This is a genomic window from Duganella caerulea (assembly GCF_040362985.1).
In the GTDB taxonomy this organism is placed as follows: domain Bacteria; phylum Pseudomonadota; class Gammaproteobacteria; order Burkholderiales; family Burkholderiaceae_D; genus Rugamonas; species Rugamonas vulcania.
The window spans coordinates 180,739-199,576 of record NZ_BPWJ01000003.1 but is presented as its reverse complement, the minus strand read 5'-3'; the positions used below and the strand labels follow the sequence as shown (position 1 = coordinate 199,576).

Sequence of the window (18,838 nt, the reverse complement as noted above, 5' to 3'; positions counted from 1 at the left end):
CGAACGAACACGCCATGAGCACCTTTTCCGGCTTCGGCCTCGGCCTGCGCAAGGAGCATTACGCCGACTTCCTGGACGGCCAGGTTGCGGTCGATTTCGTCGAAGTCATCTCCGAGAATTTCATGGTGGCCGGCGGCCAGCCGCGCGATATCCTGCGCCGCATCCGCGAGCGGCATCCGGTGGCGCTGCACGGCGTGTCGCTGTCGGTTGGCTCGGCGGATGGCCTGCGCACCGACTACCTGCACCTGCTGCGCGCGCTGGCCGACGAGATCGAGCCGCTGTTCGTGTCCGACCACCTGAGCTGGTCGCGCATCGGCGGCTTCAACTCGCACGACCTGCTGCCCCTGCCCTACACCGACGAGGCGCTGGACATCGTGTGCGACAACATCGGCCGCGCCCAGGATGTGCTGGGCCGGACCATGCTGTTTGAAAATCCGTCCAGCTACCTGAGCTTCGCGCCGGCCGATATGAGCGAATGGGAATTCCTGTCCGCCATGTGCCGGCGCACGGGCTGCGGGCTGCTGCTCGATGTGAACAACATCTACGTCAGCGCCATCAACCACGGCTATGCGCTGGACGACTACCTGCGCGGCCTGCCGTTCGAGCGCGTGCGCCAGATCCACCTGGCCGGCCACACGCCGGGCGAGGTGCTGATCGACACGCATGACCGCAGCGTCTGCCCGTCCGTGTGGGCGCTGTACGCCGACGTGCGGGCACGCACGGGCCCGGTCGCCACGATGATCGAGCGCGATGCCGATATCCCGCCGCTGGCCGAGCTGTTGAGCGAACTGGACACCGCCCGGCGGCTGGCGCACGCACAACCGCAAATCGAGGAAACAATATGAACGAATTGAATCGCCGCCGCTTCCTGCTGACCACCGCCGCCGGTGCCGCCGGCCTGTCGTTGAACCCGCCGGTGTTGGCCGCCGATGCGTCGCCGGTCACTCCGCTGGCCATTCCGCCGAGCGCGTCGTCAGTCACGCCGCCGGTCACGTTTCCGCTCGCGCCGCTGGTCGCCTCCGCGGGCGAGCCACCGGCCGCACAGCCGGCCCGCCCTTTGCCCCGCCTGCCGATTAAGCAGGTCGAGGCCGGCGTGCTGGACGTGGGCTACCACGAAGCCGGCCCGGAAAACGGCCGGCCCATCATCCTGCTGCACGGCTTTCCCTACGACCTGCACAGCTATGCGGAGGTCGCGCCCAGGCTGGCGCAGCAGGGCTACCGCGTGATCGTGCCGCATCTGCGCGGCCACGGCACGACCCGCTTCCTGGACGCTGCCACGCCGCGCTCCGGCCAGCAGGCCGCCATCGGCCAGGACGTGATCGACCTGATGGACGCCCTGCACATCCCGGAAGCGGTGCTGGCCGGCTACGACTGGGGCGGCCGCGCCGCCTGCGTGGCCGCCGCGCTCAAGCCCAGCCGTTGTGTAGGCCTGGTCTCGGTCAACAGCTACCTGATCCAGGACATCAGCAAGGCCGCACTGCCCGCGCCCGCTTCGGTGGAAGCCGGCTTCTGGTACCAGTTCTACTTCCTGACCGAACGCGGACGCGCCGGCCTGACGGCCAACCGCAAGGACATCGCCCACATCATGTGGAAAGGGAATTCGCCGACCTGGCACTTCGACGAGGCGACGTTCCAGCGCTCGGCGCTGGCATGGGACAACCCGGACTACGTGGAGGTGGTGCTGCATTCCTATCGCCATCGGCTGGGTCACGCGGCGGGCTTCCCCGAGTACGAGGAAATCGAAGCCCTGCTGGCGACGCAGCCGGCGATCGCCGCGCCGGCCATCACCATCGACGGCAAGGACGACGGCGTGATCAAAGCCACCGACGGCAGCTCGTCGGCGGCAAGGTTCAGCGGTCCGCGCCAGCACCGGCAGCTGGCCAGCGTCGGCCACAACCCGCCGCAAGAGGCGCCGCAGGCGTTCGCCGACGCGGTGCTGGAACTGGCGCGCAGCGGCAAGTGGCGCACCTGATTTTTTTAACCACCCGAAAGGAAACACCATGAGCAAGATCGACCAAGTCTTCTACACCGGCAAGACCCACACCACCGGCGGCCGCGACGGCGCGGCGCGCAGCGACGATGGCCGCCTCGACATCAAGCTGTCCCCGCCCGGCAGCCACGGCGCGGGCACCAACCCGGAGCAGCTGTTCGCGGCCGGCTGGTCAGCCTGCTTCATCGGCGCCATGGGCCTAGCCGCCAAGGAGAAGAAGCTGCCGCTGCCGGCCGGCACGGCGGTCGATGCCGAGGTCGACCTGGGCACCGGAGCCGACGGCTTCCTGCTGCAGGCACGCCTCAAGGTCAGCCTGCCCGACCTGCAGCGCGATGTGGCGCAGGAGCTGGTCGATATGGCGCACCAGATGTGCCCGTATTCCAAAATGAGCCGGGGCAATATCGACGTGAGCATCACCCTACTCTGATTTCAACACCCAACAAGGAAAACTTCATGAACGCGAAAAAACTCTTGATCTCCCTCGCCACGTCCGCGACGCTGGCCGGCGCGCTGCCGCTGGCGCGCGCCGAGGCGCCCGTGACCGCGCTGCAGGGCACGGCCGCGAAACCCACCATCGTGCTGGTCCACGGCGCGTTCGCCGATGCCGGCAGCTGGAACGGCGTGGTCAAGACGTTGTCCGCCAAGGGCTATCCAGTGCTGAGCGTCGCCAATCCGCTGCGCGGCGTATCCACCGATGCGCAATATGCAGCCAGCGTGATCGGCGCCGTCAAGGGTCCGCTGGTCTTGGTCGGCCACTCGTATGGCGGCATGGTCATTTCCAAGGCGGCCGAGGGCAATCCCGATGTGAAGGCGCTGGTGTACGTCGCGGCCTTCGCGCCCGAGCAGGGTGAAACGGTGGCCGGCCTGGCGGGCCAGTTCCCCGGCGGAACGCTGGGCGATGCGCTGGCCGATCCGGTCGCGCTGGCAGATGGCGGCAAGGATCTCTACATCCGCCAGGACAAGTTCGCCCAGCAGTTCGCGGCCGACGTGGCGCCGCACCAGGCCGCGCTGATGGCCGTCGGCCAGCGTCCGGTGACGGCCGCCGCGCTCAACGAGGCATCCAACGGCACGGCATGGAAACAGCTGCCCTCGTATTTCGTGTATGGTACGGCGGACAAGAACATCCCGCTCGAGGGCTTGCGCTTCATGGCCAAGCGCGCCAACGCGAAAGACATCGTCGAGGTGAAAGGCGCTTCGCACGTGGTCATGGTCTCGCGGCCGGAGGCGGTGGCGAAGGTCATCGAAGAAGCGGCCGCCAACAAATAAAGAGGAAACTTCATGCAGCAATTCACCACTACCTTGATACGCAAGAGTCTGTCCCGGCGCAGTGCCGGCCGAGCCCTGATCGCATTCGGCTTGGCCGCTGCGCTGGGCGGCAACATGGCCGCCGCCGGGGCGGAGGATTTGCCTGTGCTTGGGCAGTTGCCATCCTTCGGCGGCGCCTCGTCGTGGCTGAATTCGCCGCCGCTCGGGCCCGCGCAGTTGCGCGGCAAGGTGGTGCTGGTCGATTTCTGGACCTACTCGTGCATCAACTGCATCCGCACGGTTCCGCACGTGCGGGCGTGGGCGGAGAAGTACCGCGACCAGGGACTGGTGGTGATCGGCGTGCACACGCCTGAATTCGGCTTTGAGAAGGACACGAGCAATATCACCAAGGCGATCTCGCGCTTCAAGATCGATTACCCGGTCGCGGTCGACAGCGAGCGCCGCGTGTGGAACGCCTTCCGCAACAATGCGTGGCCGGTGTTCTACTTCGCCGACGCGCAGGGCCGGATCCGCGCGCGCATCGCCGGCGAGGGCGCCTATGACAAGTCGGAGATGATCATCCAGTCGCTGTTGGCCGAGGCCGGCAAGCCGCAGACCATGGCGCTGGCGGCGCCGCAGGCCAACGCGGAACAGGCGGCGCCCGATCTCGCGCACCTGGGGTCCGAGGAAACTTATGTCGGTTACGAGCAGGCGTCGAATTTCGCCGGGCGCGATGGCTTGAAGCGGGACGCGGCCCATGACTACGCCATGAACGCGCCGCGCTTGAACGAGTGGAGCCTGGCGGGCAACTGGACGGTCGGCGCGGAACGGGCCAACCTGAACCGAGCCGGCGGCAGCGTGTCCTACCGCTTCAAGGCGCGCGACCTGCACCTGGTGCTGGGCCCGCGCGCCGACGGCAAGCCGGTGCGATTCCAGGTCACGATAGACGGCCACGCGCCGGGCGCGGATCACGGTTCCGACACCGATGCGGACGGCAACGGCGTCGTCACCGAAGCGCGGCTTTACCAGTTGGTGCGCCAGTCCGGCATGGTGAAGGAATGCACGTTCGAGATCCGCTTCCTCGACGCCGGCGCCGGCGCATTCGCCTTCACTTTCGGCTAAGAAATTGGGGTCAAGTCTGACATTCGGACACGAGTTCAACCGAAAAATTGGGGTCAAGTCTGACATTCGGACAGGAGCTCAACCGTAGAGCGCTCGCTAGGGTTGAGCTCGTGTCCGATTGTCAGACTTGACCCCAAACTGGAGCAGGATGGCCAGCGCGCCGGCGCCGGCCGCGCTAACGCAAAGCGTGCTTGCGGCCGCCAGCGCGGCCGGATTGCGCAGGCCAAGCAGATCGGCCGCGAAGGCCAGCGAGACCGTGGCGATCAGCTGGGCCGGATACAGGAAGCGCAGTTGGCGGAAGGCGCGCGCGTCGCCGCGCCGCCAGTAGCGCAGCGCGACCGCGAACGCCGGGCCCCACAGCACGCCGAGGAATACCAGCGCCGCGAAGGCGGCGATCAGGAGACGCATATCACGGGCGCTGGGCGCGCACCTTGGTCAGCAGCTTGGTGGTCGAGCGGTCGTGCTCGAAATCGATGGCGATGGCCTGGCCGCCGTAGGCCAGCACGGCCTGGCCTTCCGGGATGGCGTCCATCTGGTAGTCGCCGCCCTTGGCGTAGATTTCCGGCCGCGCCTGCTGCACCACTTCCAGCGCAGTGTCCTCGTCGAAGTCCACCACCAGGCTCACCGATTCCAGCGCGGCCAGCACCGCCATGCGGTCGGCGCAGTTGTTGAGCGGACGGTCGTCGCCCTTGCCCAGCCGCTTGACGGAGGCGTCGGTGTTGGCGGCCACCACCAGCGAGGCGCCCAGCGCGCGCGCCTGCGCCAGGTAGGTGACGTGGCCGCGGTGCAGGATGTCGAACACGCCGTTGGTCAGCACCACCGGCTTGGGCAGGGCGGCCACGCGCGCGGCCAGTTGTTCGCGGGTGCAGATCTTGGATTCAAATTGAGGCATGAGGTTCTTCGTTGGTTTTATTTCGGTTCTTCGTCTTCCGGCTCTTCGTCGATCTGCATGCTGAGCGTATCGGCGGTGGCCGGGCTGTTGTCGCCGGGTTCCTTGCGGTCGCCGCGCAGCTTGATCTGCAGGCGCAGGCCGTTGGCCGAGTCGGCATTGCGGATCGCCTCTTCGTAGGCGATGTAGCCCTTATTATAAAGTTCGTACAGCGCCTGGTCGAACGTGCACATGCCGAGCTCGCGCGATTTGTGCATGATTTCCTTGATCGCCTGGAAGTTCCCCTTGAAGATCATCTCGGCGATGGTCGGCGTATTGAGCAGGATTTCAATCGCCGCCTTGCGGCCCTTGCCATCCTCGGTGCGCACCAGCCGCTGCGAGACGATGGCGCGCAGGTTGGACGACAAGTCCATCAGCAGCTGGTTGCGCCGCTCCTCCGGGAAGAAGTTGATGATGCGGTCCATGGTCTGGTTGGAGTTGTTCGCGTGCAGCGTGCCCAGGCACAGGTGGCCGGTCTCGGCGAACGCGATCGCGTGCTCCATGGTCTCGGTGTCGCGGATCTCGCCGATCAGGATCACGTCCGGCGCCTGGCGCAGCGTGTTCTTCAGGGCGTTGTGCCACGACAGCGTGTCCACGCCCACCTCGCGGTGCGTGATCAGACAGCCCTTGTTCTTGTGGACGTACTCGACCGGATCCTCCACCGTGATGATGTGGCCGGCCGAATTGGCGTTGCGGTAGTCGATCATGGCCGCCAGCGTGGTCGACTTGCCGGAGCCGGTGCCGCCCACCACCAGCACCAGCCCGCGCTTGGTCATGATGACTTCCTTCAGCACCTCGGGCAGGTCCAGTTTCTCGAAGTTCGGGATCTCCGAGGCGATGGTGCGGATCACCATCGCCACGTTCTGCTGCTGCACGAAGACGTTGACGCGGAAGCGGCACACCTCCGGCAGCGAAATGGCGAAGTTGCATTCCAGCTCGGCCTCGAACTCGCGCTTCTGCTTCTCGTTCATGATCGACAGCGCCAGCGCGCGGGTCACGCTGCCGGTGAGCTTCTGCTGGCTCAGGGGCTTCATCGCGCCCTGCGACTTCATGCTCGGCGGGAAATCGGCGGAAATGAACAAATCCGAACCGCCGGTATGGTGCATCACCTTCAGCAGCTTGTGCAGATAGGCTTGCGCTTCTTCTGGACCAAATGTGGAGGACATGCTTGCCTTTCGATGGATGACACCAACATACGCTGCATTATATCGACACCATTCGCTACAATACGGGTTAATTATTGCATCCCAGCATTGCCTGTGTTCAAATACATTCATGACACTGACCGAACTGAAATATATCGTCGCGGTTGCACGAGCGAAACACTTCGGACATGCGGCCGAAGCCTGTTACGTCGCCCAGCCGACGCTTTCGGTCGCCATCAAGAAACTGGAAGATGAGCTGGGGGTGGTGCTGTTCGAACGGGGCGGCGCCGAGATTTCCGTCACGCCGCTGGGCGCGCAGATCGTCGCCCAGGCCGAGCGCGTGCTGGAGCAGACCGCCGCCATCAAGGAACTCGCCAAGCAGAACAAGGATCCGCTGGCCGGCCCGCTGCGCCTGGGCGTGATCTACACCATCGGCCCCTACCTGCTGCCGCCGCTGGTCAAGGGCATGATCGACAAAGTCCCGCAGATGCCGCTGATCCTGCAGGAGAACTTCACCGTGCGCCTGATCGAGATGCTGCGCCAGGGCGAGCTGGACGCCGCCATCATGGCGCTGCCGCTGCCCGAGCACGGCATGGCCATGCAGGCGCTGTACGACGAACCCTTCGTGGTGGCGATGCCGGCCCAGCATGCGTGGACCAAGCGCCGCACCATTCCGGCCGACGACCTGAAGACCGAAAACATGCTGCTGTTAGGGAACGGACACTGTTTCCGCGACCAGGTGCTGGAAGTGTGCCCCGAAATGGCGCGTTTTTCCGCGCCGGGCAACGGCATGCAGCGCACCTTCGAAGGCTCGTCGCTGGAGACCATCCGTCACATGGTGGCCAGCGGCATCGGCCTGACCGTGCTGCCGCGCGCCTCGGTGCCAGACATGGACACCAAGGAAGGCATGCTGCAATTCCGCCCGTTCGACGCGCCAGCGCCGTCGCGCCGGGTGGTCATCGTGTGGCGTAAAAGCTTCACCCGCAAGGCCGCCATCGACGCCGTCTGCGAAGTCGTGGCCGCCTGCAACCTGCCCGGCATCACTACCCTCTGCGCCGACGATTAATGCGGCAACTGCGCCCGCCGCGCCAGGATTTGCGATAATCCTGATCTTTCCCTTCAAGCGGCACTATCCATGAACAAGCTGGAGTTGTATTTTCGCCTGGTCAGGCTGGACAAACCCATCGGCACGCTGCTGTTGCTGTGGCCGACCTTATGCGCACTGTGGCTGGCATCCAACGGCAAGCCCAGCCTGACGCTGGTGCTGATCTTCTCGCTCGGCACGCTGCTGATGCGCTCGGCCGGCTGCGCGATGAACGACTACGCCGACCAGGACATCGACAAATTCGTCAAGCGCACGGCGCAGCGGCCCATCACCAGCGGCCGCATCAGCGGCAAGGAAGCGCTGGCGATCGCCGGCACGCTGGCGCTGCTGTCGTTCTGCCTGATCCTGCCGCTGAACGCGCTGACCAAGCAACTGTCGGTGGCGGCCGTCATCATCGCCGGCACCTACCCCTACTTCAAGCGCTTCTTCGCGATCCCGCAAGCCTACCTGGGCATCGCCTTCGGCTTCGGTATCCCGATGGCGTTTGCCGCGATCCAGGACACGGTGCCGATGGTGGCCTGGGTGCTCTTGCTCGGCAACGTGTTCTGGGCCGTGGCCTACGACACCGAATACGCCATGGTCGACCGTGACGACGACCTGAAGATCGGCATCAAGACCTCGGCCATCACCTTCGGCCGCTACGACGTGGCGGCGGTGATGCTGTGCTACGCCGTGCATCTGGGCCTGCTGCTGGCCTGCGGCTGGCAGCTGGGCATGGGCGTGTGGTTCGCCGGCGGCGTCGCGGTGGCGGTGGGCATCGCCTGCTACCACTACACGCTGATCCGCGGCCGCGAGCGCGATCCCTGCTTCTACGCCTTCCGCCACAACAACTGGCTGGGCGCGGCGGTGTTCGCGGGCGTGGCGCTGGACTACGCGTTGCGCTAACCCACTCGATTGAGGCAGCGCAAAGCGCCGGCGCGGGTGCTGCCTACAATGGCTATCCTCTTTCAACCGACATCCGATGAGGTCACCATGGATCAGATTCAACAGAATGGCAAAGACGTCGCCGACAACCAGGCCGCCAGCACCGCCGCGCGCGACAGGCTGATGAACGAACTGAAGCACGCCATCGGCGAGGCCGAGGAATGGCTGAAGGACGCCGCTAAGGACCCCACGCCCGCCTCGGAAAACCGCGCCCGTTTCGACGACACGCTACGCACCGCCAGGACCGACCTGCGCAAGCTGGAGGACAGCTTGATCGCCCGCAGCCGCGGCGCGGCCGCATCGGCCAACGTCTACGTGCGCGACAACCCGTGGAAATCGGTGGGCTTGGGCGCGGCGCTTGGCGTGGTGGTTGGGCTACTCGTCGCCCGCAAATAGCCCGCGATTGCGTTGCAAACGCTCGACGAAGCGCGGCCCGACAAATACCCGCTGGGCGTTGCCGCGTTCCGCCTGCTTGTGCTGCATGTGACGCTCGGTGCGAACGCTGTTTTCCGCCTCCTCCGCCAGCCTGGCCAGCTTCAGCGCCAGCAACTGCGCGGCGAGCTTCTTGTTCGCATGCTGGCTCCGCTCCGATTGCACTTTCACTGATAGTCCCGTCGCCACATGCGTCGCGCGGATTGCACTGTCGGTCTTGTTGACATGCTGTCCCCCTGGTCCTGACGCGCGCGTCGCTTCGTAACGGATCTCGCCATTCCCAAGCGACGCTTCCGGCGGCGTCAGCTCGGCCCCCATCAGGAACCAGTTCTTCCGCTTGTGTTGCTTGCGGTAGGGACTGTCGCAAGTCCAGAGTATGCTTCCGCTCCAGCGTCGCGCCGCTTCCTCCGCTGCCTCGCCTTCCAGCTGCAACAAGACAGAACGCAACGTGCCATTCACCGGTCCGTCGACCTCTTCGACAAGTGTGACGGTAACGCCGGACGCGTCAGCTTCCTCCATCAACCGTGCCAATGCCTTTTTCACGCCAAGACAACATTCAGCTGGGCCAGTGTTGGCCGTCAGTTGTAGCCAGATCATCAGCAGCACTCCCCGCGTGTTTTATAGGTTAATACAGGCTTGCTGCGATACACCACGCGTGCCAGACCAGCGCCAACCAAACTGCCAAGGACGCTCTCGACATTCTTGTATGCCTGCGGCGCCTCCTCATAGATCAAGGCCCGGTCATTACAAATCACGCGGCCACCCAGTGACGTCCGGCTCAATTGCGATGGTGTCGCTATCCTCACCAGCCGATCCTTGCAATCCGTACGCTGCCACTTGCGGCCAGCGCCATGAGCCAGGGAATGCAGGCTTAACGCTCCGTTGTCCGTGAGCGGTTCGATCAAGTAACTGTAGTCGTCGCGCGAGCCTGGCAGCATGACCAGTCCCCGATCGCTGGGCGTGGCGCCCTTGCGGTGCAGCCAGCCATCACAGTCGTCGACATGCGCCGCCGTGACGGTGTTGTGATTGACATCGAGTACCCGTTCACCGTCGCAGCGCAAGCGCTGGAAAACCCTGGCCGCGATCACTGCGCGGTTGACTTCGGCAAACTGCACGGCAGCGCTATGCCGCCGCAGGTACGCTTGTGCAGCCTCCCCGCTATCGGCCAGCCCTCCATGACCGTATTCCTCAACATGATCGGCCAATATCGCCTGTCCCAATCCGCGCGAACCACTATGCACCAGCAGTTGCAGGCATTTGGGCGCCAGCGCGGTACTCGACAGAGTCTCGCTGCACTCTATCCGGTCTATCACTTGAAGCTCAGCAAAATGGTTGCCGCGACCTATCGTGCCCAGGGAACGCAGACAGGCCATCTCCAGATCCGCCATCCGCAACGCGGCGCTCAGCGCCTCAACCTTCGCCGCCAGCGCAGGATCGAAACGTTCAAGTGACGCCCATTCGCCGTCATCGACAACGTCGTCGAGGTTACCGATTTGCTTGTCCATCTTGTCGAGTTTTGCTTTGCCGGCCAACAGGTCGGTCTGCCAAAGCGCCATGCCGCAGCCGATGTCATTGCCAACCAGCGCGGGATAAAAATGACCAGTACTGAAGAAGGCAGCGCCGACTGGATAGCCGCGCCCGGGATGGAGATCGGGCAGGCCGACGACACGCCGCATGCCCGGCAAGTTGGACGTGGTTTTTGCCTGCTGTATTGCTGCGTCTTCAAGCCAGAGGCGATCGGACGCGATGATCGACACGCGATCAGAAAGATGCTGAATAAAATTGCCCATGATGGAGCCAATCCTGAAAAAGATAAGTGGATTGGGCGTGGCGTTACACCAGCGGACGAGCGCCGATCATAGTGCGGGAGACTTGTGGAAGGCGGACAGAATGCCGCTTGAATTAATCCTGGAAGTAACCAGCCAGACCCAAGGAGTGAGCGGTAGTGTTCAGGTTTTGCATCGCGAACTCCTTTCAGAAAATTGGGTTGACTTACGTTAGGTCACAGATCGTAGTCGAAATCCTATATGCCGACAAGCATTTTCTCAGCCGAACGAAGTACACCAGCCGCCGGCCGCCACCAGCTTGCCGGGGAAGATGGCGCAGCCGCCCATGTTGTTCGGGCCGTCTTCGTAGATCTGGCACTTGCTGCAACGGTCGCCCGCTTTGAAGTCGGGGAATTTGTGCCCGTCCACCTTGGCCGCGTCAATCACATAGTTGAACTCCTTGGCCAGCGGCTCGTCTTCCTTGAGCGGCACGCGGTCCTCGGCCCGGGCCATGCAGCCCAGCGTGGCAGCGGCCAGACCGGCGCAAGTGGTCAGAATAAATACCCGGCGATTCGTCATCTTTTTCCCTTTCCGTCGCTGTCGCGCCACATGGTGCCAACCCGGCCATGATACGCGCTTGCGGCCCAAAACATACTGCTATACTAAATGTTGCCAAGCACTCTACATCTAACAAGTTCTAACAAATAGAATGAGGGGACGACATGTACAAGGCCATACGCGCAGTTGCTCTTTGCGGTACGATCAGCGCCCTGCTGGGTGCTTGCGGCAAATCCGAAGGCCCCATCTCGGCGGAACAAGCCAGCGCCGATGCGGCGTTCCAGAAGAAGCTGCAGGAGCAGCTGCTCGACGCCAAGCCCGGCAGCGTGGTCGAGATCCCGGCCGGTACCTATCATCTCACTAGCGGCCTGACCCTGCGCGGCAACGGCGTGACGGTGCGCGGCGCCGGTATGGACAAGACCATCCTCTCGTTCAAGGGCCAGGTCACCGGGCCGGAGGGCATGCTGGTCTACGCCAGCAACTTCACCATCGAGGGCCTGACCATCGAGGACTCCAAGGGCGACGGCCTGAAGATCAACGACGGCGACAACATCACCATCCGCAAGGTCAAGGTGCAGTGGACCGGCGGCTCCAAGGTCACCAACGGCGCCTACGGCATCTACCCGGTCAAGACGCGCAACGTGCTGATCGAGGACAGCGTGGCCATCGCCGCCTCCGACGCCGGCATCTACGTCGGCCAGTCCAACGGCGTGGTGGTGCGCCGCTGTCGCGCCGAGCAGAACGTGGCCGGCATCGAGATCGAGAACACCATCAACGCCGACGTCTACGACAACGTCGCCACCAACAACACCGGCGGCATCCTGGTGTTCAACATGCCCAACCTGTCGCAGCCGGGGCACAGCACCCGCGTGTACAAGAACAAGGTCGACAAGAACAACCTCGGCAACTTCGCCGCGCGCGGCACGGCGGTGGCCAGCGTGCCGGCCGGTTCCGGCATCGTCATCAACTCCAATTCGAAAGTGGAGATCTTCGACAACGACGTCACCGACAACCAGACCGCCAACGTCATCATCTCCAGCTACCACTCCACCGGCTACTACACCGAGAAAGGCGTGGCCGCCGGCTACGACCCGTATCCCAAGGCGATCTACGTGTACGGCAACCGCTTCAAGGGCGGCGGCGATTCGCCGGACGGCCTCGATCTGAAGGCGCTGAAGATCGCAATGTACGGCATCAGCGGGCACCTGCCCGATGTGCTGTGGGACGGCTACGTCGACACCAAGCTGCTGGTCAAGGGCGTGCTGCCGGCCGAGCAGCGCATCTGCATCCAGGACGGCGTGGACGTGCTGAACGCCGACGGTCCGAACAAATACAAGAACCCCAGCAAGGACACGGCGCCGTTCCGCTGCGAGCTGGCCAAGCTGCCACCGGTGACGATCACCCAACTCGCCGCGCAGTCATGATGGCGAGACTGAGCGCAGTGGCATGCGCGCTGATGCTCGCGGCGTGCACGCAGACCCAGGCCCCGGTGAGCTTCATCACCGAAGGCAATCCGGCCAAGTTGAGCGACTGGCACCTGATGGCCGTCTCCGGCGGCCGCCTGAACCTGAACACCGGCGTGGTGCCCTATGATTTGAACACGCCACTGTTCACCGACTACGCGCAAAAGCTGCGCACCGTGTGGATGCCGAAGGGCCAGAGCGCCGTCTACAACGCCGACACCACCTTCGAGTTCCCGGTCGGGACCATCATCAGCAAGACCTTCTACTATCCGAAGGTGGACGGTCCCGCCAAGGCGGTGCTGGCCACCTACGACACCAGCAAGACCGGCGGCGACAAGCTCGATCTGGCCAACGTGCGCCTAGTCGAAACCCGGCTGCTGGTGCGCCGCGCGGACGGCTGGATCGCCCTGCCCTATGTGTGGAACGCCGAGCAGACCGAGGCCGTGCTGTCGCGCACCGGCGACCAGGTGCCGCTGGAGGTGGTGCACGAGGACCGCACGCGCAAGCCGCTGACCTATGTGGTGCCGAACGTGAACCAGTGCGCCTCCTGCCACGTGGCCGATGTGAAGTCGCGCCAGTTCCAGCCCATCGGCCCGAAGGCGCGGCATATGAACCGCAGCTACAGCTACGACGGCGTGAGCGTCAACCAGCTCGATTACCTGGCGCGCATCGGCTACCTGAGCGGCGTGCCGGCCAATGCGGCGACGGCCGCGCCGCACAACGCCAACTGGCGCGACCAGGGCCAGACGCTGGACGCGCGCGCCCGCGCCTACCTGGACATCAACTGCGCCCACTGCCACAACGACAAGGGTGCGGCCAACACCACCGCGCTGCACCTGAATATCGGCGCGCCGGCGGACCTGCATCTGGGCTTGTGCAAGCCGCCGGTGGCGGCGGGTGCAGGCACCGGCGGCCATGGCTACGGTATCGCGCCGGGCAAGCCGGATGAATCGATCATGGTCTACCGGCTAAGCTCCGACCAGACCGGCATCATGATGCCGGAACTGGGACGCGGCTCGGTACACAAGGAGGGCGTGGAACTGATACGCGCGTGGATCGCGGCGATGAAGCAAGGCTGCGACGGCGCCTAGTTTATGGCGCGGCGCGCTTGTCCTTGAAGAAGGTCCAGGTTTCGTCGGCATATTCAAGGTCGCCGTTTTGCTTGCCGAGTATCGACAGCATCAGCGGCGGCAGGCGGTGCGCGGCGCTGGGCTGCACATGGCCGGCGTTTACCATCTTCAGGAATTCGACCTGCACACCCTTGGGATCGGCGCCCCAAACATAGCGCACCAGCGACGTCTTGTCGGCCGCATCGCGATGCGGCACCTGCGTGACGGCCGGCGCAGGCGGCAGCTGCGCCAGCTCGCGCCAATACTTCACCGACTCCTCCGCGTTCATATTGGAGCCGCGCCCCGTCAACAGCGAGTGGCCGACTTCGCCGCCGGCGTAGGGCACGATCTTGTCCTCGGTTCCATGCGCCACCAGTATCGGCAAGGCGCGCTTGGGCGCCGCGCACAAATTCTTGACCGGCATGAGCATGTTCGACACCGCCACCGCCGCTAGGCGCGGCCCCAGCTCGATCGCCGCCCGGTACACCATGCCGCCGCCATTCGACATGCCGGACAAGTACACGCGCGACGGATCGGCATGACGCTGCGCCACCGCCTGGTCGATCAGCGCGGCGATGAATCCGACATCGTCGGTCTTGGGATTGGAGGGAGCGTCGGCGCGGCAGTCGTTCCAGCCGCGCTGATCGTCGCTGCCCCTGGCGCCATCTGGCGCGATGAGCAGCAAGCCTTCGCGGTCGGCCACATCCAGCCAGGCGGCGGCCGGGTCATCGATCCTGCCCTTGCCGAAAGTGAGATTGGCGGAACCCATATGGCCATGCAGCAGGATCACTAGCGGCAGCTTGCCCGTCGTCGGCGCCGCCGGCTGCGCCAGCAGATAAGTGCGCGGTCCTTCCGGGCGCTGCATCGTCTCGGAGACGATGGTCGCGGCGCCAGCCTGCATAAAGGTGAAGGCTGCAATCAGGGGGAGATATCGAACTACCATCATCATGCAACCTTGTGTCTTAGTTGGAGGAACCCAGCTCGTCGCCCATTTCCTTGCCGCGCTGCTGGGCCGCCTTCATCGCCTGGATGATCGCGCCCTTCACGCCACTGGCTTCCATGCTGGTCAGCGCCGCGTAGGTGGTGCCGCCTTTCGACGTCACGCGCTCACGCAGCAGCGACACCGGCTCGGTCGACTGCACCGCCAGCTGCGAAGCGCCGGCAAAGGTGGCCAGCGCCAGCTGCCTGCCCTGCTCCGCGCTCAGGCCCATATCCTGCGCGGCCTGCTGCATCGCCTCGATGAAGTAGAACACATAGGCCGGACCGCTGCCCGACACCGCCGTCACCGCGTCGATCTGCGACTCGTCGTCCAGCCACACCGTCGGGCCGACGGCGCGCAGGATATCGTCTGCCGCCTGCTTCTGCGGCGCGCTCACGCCGGCGGTGCACGCCATGCCGGTGATGCCCATGCCGATCAGCGCCGGCGTGTTGGGCATGCAGCGCACGATGGCGCCGTAGCCGCCCAGCCAGCGCGACAAATCCTCGATGCGGATGCCGGCCGCGATCGAGACGACCAGCGGCTGCTTGCTCTTGTCGATCAGCGGCAGCAACTGGGCCGCCACTTCGCGCATGCTTTGCGGTTTGACCGCCAGCACGATCACGTCCGCCGCCGACACGGCGGCATCGGCGCCGCTGGCCGTGGTCACGCCGAACTGCTGGTGCAGGCGGGCCAGCGCTTCCGCGTTCGGATCGGCCACGTGGATGTTGGCGCCGGCGGTGAGTTTGTTGGCCAGTCCCGCGATCAGGGCGGAGGCCATGTTGCCGCCGCCGATAAATGCTATTTTCATCATCAAGCCTTGTTGTAGTTTCGTGAACCAAAAATGGCGCTGCCGATGCGCACGATGGTCGCGCCTTCGGCAATGGCGGCGCGCAGGTCGGCCGACATGCCCATCGACAGCGTGTCGAGCGCCAGGCCATCGGCGCGCAACTGCTCGTACAGCACGCGCAGCTGGGCGAACGCCGCCCGCTGCTGCGCAAAGTCTTCGGCCGGCTCGGGGATCGCCATCAGGCCGCGCAAGGTGAGATTGGGCAGCGCCGCGACCTTGTGGGCCAGCGCCGCCAGTTCCGCCGGGGCCACGCCGCTCTTGCTGGCTTCCCCGCTGATATTCACCTGCAAACAGATCTGCAGCGGCGCCATGCCTTCCGGCCGCTGCTCGGACAGCCGTTGCGCGATCTTCTCGCGCTCGACCGTGTGCACCCAATCGAAGTGCTCGGCGATGGGGCGCGTCTTGTTGCTCTGGATCGGGCCGATGAAATGCCACTCCAGCGCGGGCGCGCCGGCCGCTTTCAGCGCCGCGATCTTGTCCAGCGACTCCTGCAGGTAGTTCTCGCCGAAGGCGCGCTGGCCGGCCTCTACCGCCTCCAGCACCGCGTCCGGCCCGAAGGTCTTGGAGACGGCCAGCAACTGCACCGATTGCGGCGCACGGCCAACATCTTGGGCTGCGGCAACGATTGTCGAGGTGATTGCTTGCAAGTTCTGGGGGATCAGGGACATAATCATCGAGTAAAAATCGTTAAAAACAAGGGCAGGCGCCGCAGCGGGCACCTCACCAACGTCAGGCACAGGGATTATAAATGGACATCTCCGAACTTCTCGCATTCTCCGTCAAGAACAAGGCCTCGGACCTGCACCTGTCGGCCGGCCTGCCGCCGATGATACGGGTGCACGGCGACGTGCGCCGCATCAACCTGCCGCCGCTGGAGCACAAGGATGTGCATGGCATGATCTATGACATCATGAACGACGGCCAGCGCAAAGCGTATGAGGAGATGCTTGAATGCGACTTCTCGTTCGCCATCCCCGGCCTGGCGCGCTTCCGCGTCAACGCCTACAACCAGGAGCGCGGGGCCTCGGCGGTGCTGCGGACGATTCCGTCCAAGATCCTCAGCCTGGAAGACCTGAACGCGCCGAAAATTTTTGCCGAGTTCGCGCTCAAACCGCGCGGGCTGGTGCTGGTGACGGGACCGACCGGCTCCGGCAAGTCGACCACGCTGGCGGCGATGGTGAACCACCTCAACGAAAACGAATACGGCCACATCCTCACGATCGAGGATCCGATCGAGTTCGTGCACGAATCGAAGAAATGCCTGATCAACCAGCGCGAGGTGGGGCCGCACACGCTGTCGTTCAACAACGCGCTGCGTTCGGCGCTGCGGGAGGATCCGGACGCCATCCTGGTCGGCGAGCTGCGCGACTTGGAGACCATCCGGCTGGCGCTGTCGGCGGCCGAGACCGGGCACCTGGTGTTCGGCACGCTGCACACCTCGTCGGCCGCCAAGACCATCGACCGTATTGTCGACGTGTTCCCTGCCGACGAGAAGGAAATGGTGCGGGCGATGCTGTCCGAATCCTTGCAGGCGGTGATCTCGCAGACGCTGCTCAAAACCAAGGACGGCAACGGCCGCGTGGCGGCGCACGAGATCATGGTGGCGACGCCGGCGATCCGCAACCTGATCCGCGAAGCCAAGATTGCGCAGATGTACTCGGCGATCCAGACCGGCAGCAACGTCGGCATGCAGACGCTGGACCAGAACCTGACGGACCTGGTACGGCGCAACGTCATCAGCGCCGCCACCGCCCGCAACGCCGCCAAAACGCCGGACAACTTCCCCGGCTAAAAAATGGGGTCAAAAAAAATGGGGTCAAGTCTGACATTCGGACACGGGCTCAACCCTAAAAATGGGGTCAAGTCTGGCATTCGGACACGAGCTCAGCCCTAAGTGACGCCTACGGTTGAGCCCGTGTCCGAATGCCAGACTTGACCCCAAGCCCACGGCAGAGGTCGTGTCCGAATGTCAGACTTGACCCCAAAGTTCGTGTCCGAATGCCAGACTTGACCCCAAGCCCACGGCAGAGGTCGTGTCCGAATGTCAGACTTGACCCCAAAGTTGTTATTGAAAAAGGACACATCATGGAACGCGACCAGGCATCCAAATTCATGTTCGACCTGCTGCGGTTGATGACCAGTAAGAAGGGTTCGGACCTGTTTATTACCGCCGGCTTTCCGCCCGCGATTAAGATCGATGGCAAGATGACGCCGGTGTCGTCGCAGGTGCTGACCTCGGCCCATACCATGGACCTGGCCCGCTCCATCATGAACGATAAGCAGACCGCCTCGTTCGAGCTGACCAAGGAAGCCAACTTCGCCATCAGCCCCGGCGACCTCGGCCGCTTCCGTGTGTCGGCGTTTGTGCAGATGAGCTCGGTCGGCATGGTGCTGCGGACCATCACCAGCGAGATCCCCAAGCTTGAAGACCTCGGCCTGCCCGAGGTGCTCAAGGACGTGGTGATGTCCAAGCGCGGCCTGGTGATCATGGTTGGCGCCACCGGCTCGGGCAAGTCGACCACGCTGGCCGCCATGGTGGGCTACCGCAACGAGAACAGCTACGGCCACATCATCACCATCGAGGACCCGGTCGAGTACGTCCACCCGCACAAGAACTGCATCATGACCCAGCGCGAGGTCGGGGTCGACACCGACGACTGGGCGGTGGCGCTGAAGAACACGCTGCGCCAGGCGCCGGATGTGATCCAGATCGGCGAGATCCGCGACCGCGAAACAATGGACCACGCGATCGCCTTCGCCGAGACCGGCCACCTGTGCCTGGCCACACTGCACGCCAACAGCGCCAACCAGGCGCTCGACCGTATCATCAACTTCTTCCCCGAGGAACGCCGCCAGCAGCTGCTGATGGACCTGTCGCTGAACCTGAAGGGCATGATCTCGCAGCGTCTGATTCCGCGCAAGGAATCCAAGGGCCGCGCGGTGGCGATCGAGATCATGCTCAACTCGCCGCTGATCTCGGACCTGATCTTCAAGGGCGAAGTGCACGAGATCAAGGAGCTGATGAAGAAGTCGCGCGAGCTGGGCATGCAGACCTTCGACCAGTCGCTGTTCGACCTGCACGAGGCCGACATCATCACCTACGAGGACGCGCTGCGCAACGCCGACTCCGTCAACGACCTGCGCCTGGCCATCAAGCTCGAAGGCAAGGCCGCCAAGAACCGCGACCTGTCGGCCGGCACCGAGCACCTCGGCCTCATCTAAAAC

At 64.4% G+C, this 18,838-nt stretch carries 22 protein-coding genes; 13 read left to right on the top strand and 9 right to left on the bottom strand.

What is annotated here, in order from left to right:
• Nucleotides 1-14 precede the first annotated feature (14 nt).
• Genes bufB through ACUJB0_RS10160 form a run of 5 tightly spaced genes read left to right on the top strand, consistent with a single transcriptional unit; the run spans nt 15 to nt 4,357 of the window.
• Nucleotides 15-845 carry an MNIO family bufferin maturase gene (bufB, locus tag ACUJB0_RS10180; RefSeq protein ID WP_444845116.1) on the top strand — a complete coding sequence of 277 codons (831 nt, stop codon included), beginning with the start codon at nt 15-17 and terminating at the stop codon, nt 843-845.
• Entirely contained in the window at nt 842-1,972 is a 1,131-nt protein-coding gene (locus ACUJB0_RS10175; RefSeq protein ID WP_444845115.1) for an alpha/beta fold hydrolase, read from the top strand. Before bufB ends, ACUJB0_RS10175 begins: the two co-directional genes overlap by 4 nt.
• A 28-nt stretch (nt 1,973-2,000) precedes the next feature.
• Nucleotides 2,001-2,417 carry an organic hydroperoxide resistance protein gene (locus tag ACUJB0_RS10170; RefSeq protein ID WP_444845114.1) on the top strand — a complete coding sequence of 139 codons (417 nt, stop codon included), beginning with the start codon at nt 2,001-2,003 and terminating at the stop codon, nt 2,415-2,417.
• A 26-nt stretch (nt 2,418-2,443) separates the two neighbouring features.
• Entirely contained in the window at nt 2,444-3,256 is an 813-nt protein-coding gene (locus ACUJB0_RS10165; RefSeq protein WP_444845113.1) for an alpha/beta fold hydrolase, read from the top strand.
• Nucleotides 3,257-3,268: 12 nt separating this feature from the next.
• Complete coding sequence (locus ACUJB0_RS10160; RefSeq protein WP_444845112.1) at nt 3,269-4,357, top strand: thioredoxin family protein; 1,089 nt, start codon at nt 3,269-3,271, stop codon at nt 4,355-4,357.
• A gap of 96 nt (nt 4,358-4,453) precedes the next feature.
• On the opposite strand, the gene ACUJB0_RS10155 is transcribed toward ACUJB0_RS10160, so the two are convergent.
• The 3 genes from ACUJB0_RS10155 to ACUJB0_RS10145 are packed head-to-tail and all read right to left on the bottom strand — an operon-like array spanning nt 4,454 to nt 6,451.
• A complete protein-coding gene (locus ACUJB0_RS10155) occupies nt 4,454-4,765 on the bottom strand; it encodes a hypothetical protein (RefSeq protein ID WP_444845111.1) in 312 nt (103 codons plus the stop codon).
• Between the two features lies 1 nt (nt 4,766).
• A complete protein-coding gene (gene rfaE2 / locus ACUJB0_RS10150) occupies nt 4,767-5,249 on the bottom strand; it encodes a D-glycero-beta-D-manno-heptose 1-phosphate adenylyltransferase (protein WP_176361238.1) in 483 nt (160 codons plus the stop codon).
• Between the two features lie 17 nt (nt 5,250-5,266).
• The gene (locus tag ACUJB0_RS10145; protein WP_444845110.1) at nt 5,267-6,451 is read right to left on the bottom strand and encodes a PilT/PilU family type 4a pilus ATPase; all 1,185 of its coding nucleotides are present in this window, start codon (nt 6,449-6,451) and stop codon (nt 5,267-5,269) included.
• Nucleotides 6,452-6,560: 109 nt separating this feature from the next.
• On the opposite strand from ACUJB0_RS10145, the gene ACUJB0_RS10140 reads away from it, so the two are divergent.
• From ACUJB0_RS10140 to ACUJB0_RS10130, 3 genes are all read left to right on the top strand, one after another.
• On the top strand, nt 6,561-7,496 hold the full coding sequence (locus ACUJB0_RS10140; protein ID WP_444845109.1) for a hydrogen peroxide-inducible genes activator: 936 nt from the start codon (nt 6,561-6,563) through the stop codon (nt 7,494-7,496).
• A gap of 69 nt (nt 7,497-7,565) precedes the next feature.
• Nucleotides 7,566-8,420 (top strand): 4-hydroxybenzoate octaprenyltransferase, encoded by an 855-nt coding sequence (gene ubiA / locus ACUJB0_RS10135; protein ID WP_444845108.1) that lies wholly within the window; start codon nt 7,566-7,568, stop codon nt 8,418-8,420.
• 87 nt (nt 8,421-8,507) lie between these two features.
• Nucleotides 8,508-8,855 carry an ElaB/YgaM/YqjD family protein gene (locus ACUJB0_RS10130; protein ID WP_444845107.1) on the top strand — a complete coding sequence of 116 codons (348 nt, stop codon included), beginning with the start codon at nt 8,508-8,510 and terminating at the stop codon, nt 8,853-8,855.
• Here ACUJB0_RS10130 and prfH read toward each other — a convergent pair.
• Together prfH and ACUJB0_RS10120 are read right to left on the bottom strand one after the other, a co-directional pair.
• Nucleotides 8,835-9,488, bottom strand: a complete 654-nt coding sequence (gene prfH, locus ACUJB0_RS10125; RefSeq protein WP_444845557.1) for a peptide chain release factor H — start codon at nt 9,486-9,488, stop codon at nt 8,835-8,837. The two genes, ACUJB0_RS10130 and prfH, sit on opposite strands and share 21 nt — an antisense overlap.
• On the bottom strand, nt 9,488-10,681 hold the full coding sequence (locus tag ACUJB0_RS10120; protein ID WP_444845106.1) for an RNA ligase RtcB family protein: 1,194 nt from the start codon (nt 10,679-10,681) through the stop codon (nt 9,488-9,490). Before ACUJB0_RS10120 ends, prfH begins: the two co-directional genes overlap by 1 nt.
• On the opposite strand from ACUJB0_RS10120, the gene ACUJB0_RS10115 reads away from it, so the two are divergent.
• Nucleotides 10,680-10,892 carry a hypothetical protein gene (locus ACUJB0_RS10115; RefSeq protein ID WP_444845105.1) on the top strand — a complete coding sequence of 71 codons (213 nt, stop codon included), beginning with the start codon at nt 10,680-10,682 and terminating at the stop codon, nt 10,890-10,892. The two genes, ACUJB0_RS10120 and ACUJB0_RS10115, sit on opposite strands and share 2 nt — an antisense overlap.
• Before the next feature lie 44 nt (nt 10,893-10,936).
• On the opposite strand, the gene ACUJB0_RS10110 is transcribed toward ACUJB0_RS10115, so the two are convergent.
• Nucleotides 10,937-11,236, bottom strand: coding sequence for a high-potential iron-sulfur protein (locus ACUJB0_RS10110; protein WP_444845104.1), 300 nt, complete (start codon nt 11,234-11,236; stop codon nt 10,937-10,939).
• Between the two features lie 143 nt (nt 11,237-11,379).
• On the opposite strand from ACUJB0_RS10110, the gene ACUJB0_RS10105 reads away from it, so the two are divergent.
• Nucleotides 11,380-12,639 carry a parallel beta-helix domain-containing protein gene (locus ACUJB0_RS10105; RefSeq protein WP_444845103.1) on the top strand — a complete coding sequence of 420 codons (1,260 nt, stop codon included), beginning with the start codon at nt 11,380-11,382 and terminating at the stop codon, nt 12,637-12,639.
• On the top strand, nt 12,636-13,769 hold the full coding sequence (locus ACUJB0_RS10100; RefSeq protein ID WP_444845102.1) for an SO2930 family diheme c-type cytochrome: 1,134 nt from the start codon (nt 12,636-12,638) through the stop codon (nt 13,767-13,769). The genes ACUJB0_RS10105 and ACUJB0_RS10100 overlap by 4 nt, the downstream gene beginning before the upstream one ends.
• 1 nt (nt 13,770) lies before the next feature.
• Here ACUJB0_RS10100 and ACUJB0_RS10095 read toward each other — a convergent pair whose 3' ends face one another.
• From ACUJB0_RS10095 to ACUJB0_RS10085, 3 genes are read right to left on the bottom strand one after another with little or no spacing between them, the layout of a single operon-like run.
• Nucleotides 13,771-14,736, bottom strand: coding sequence for a CE1 family esterase (locus tag ACUJB0_RS10095; protein WP_444845101.1), 966 nt, complete (start codon nt 14,734-14,736; stop codon nt 13,771-13,773).
• 13 nt (nt 14,737-14,749) lie between these two features.
• Entirely contained in the window at nt 14,750-15,574 is an 825-nt protein-coding gene (gene proC / locus ACUJB0_RS10090) for a pyrroline-5-carboxylate reductase (protein WP_444845556.1), read from the bottom strand.
• Nucleotides 15,575-15,576: 2 nt separating this feature from the next.
• A complete protein-coding gene (locus ACUJB0_RS10085; RefSeq protein WP_444845100.1) occupies nt 15,577-16,281 on the bottom strand; it encodes a YggS family pyridoxal phosphate-dependent enzyme in 705 nt (234 codons plus the stop codon).
• 80 nt (nt 16,282-16,361) lie between these two features.
• Between ACUJB0_RS10085 and ACUJB0_RS10080 the strand changes: the two genes are divergently transcribed.
• Complete coding sequence (locus tag ACUJB0_RS10080) at nt 16,362-17,405, top strand: type IV pilus twitching motility protein PilT (RefSeq protein ID WP_117012947.1); 1,044 nt, start codon at nt 16,362-16,364, stop codon at nt 17,403-17,405.
• Between the two features lie 293 nt (nt 17,406-17,698).
• Complete coding sequence (locus ACUJB0_RS10075; protein WP_444845099.1) at nt 17,699-18,835, top strand: PilT/PilU family type 4a pilus ATPase; 1,137 nt, start codon at nt 17,699-17,701, stop codon at nt 18,833-18,835.
• Nucleotides 18,836-18,838 lie beyond the last annotated feature (3 nt).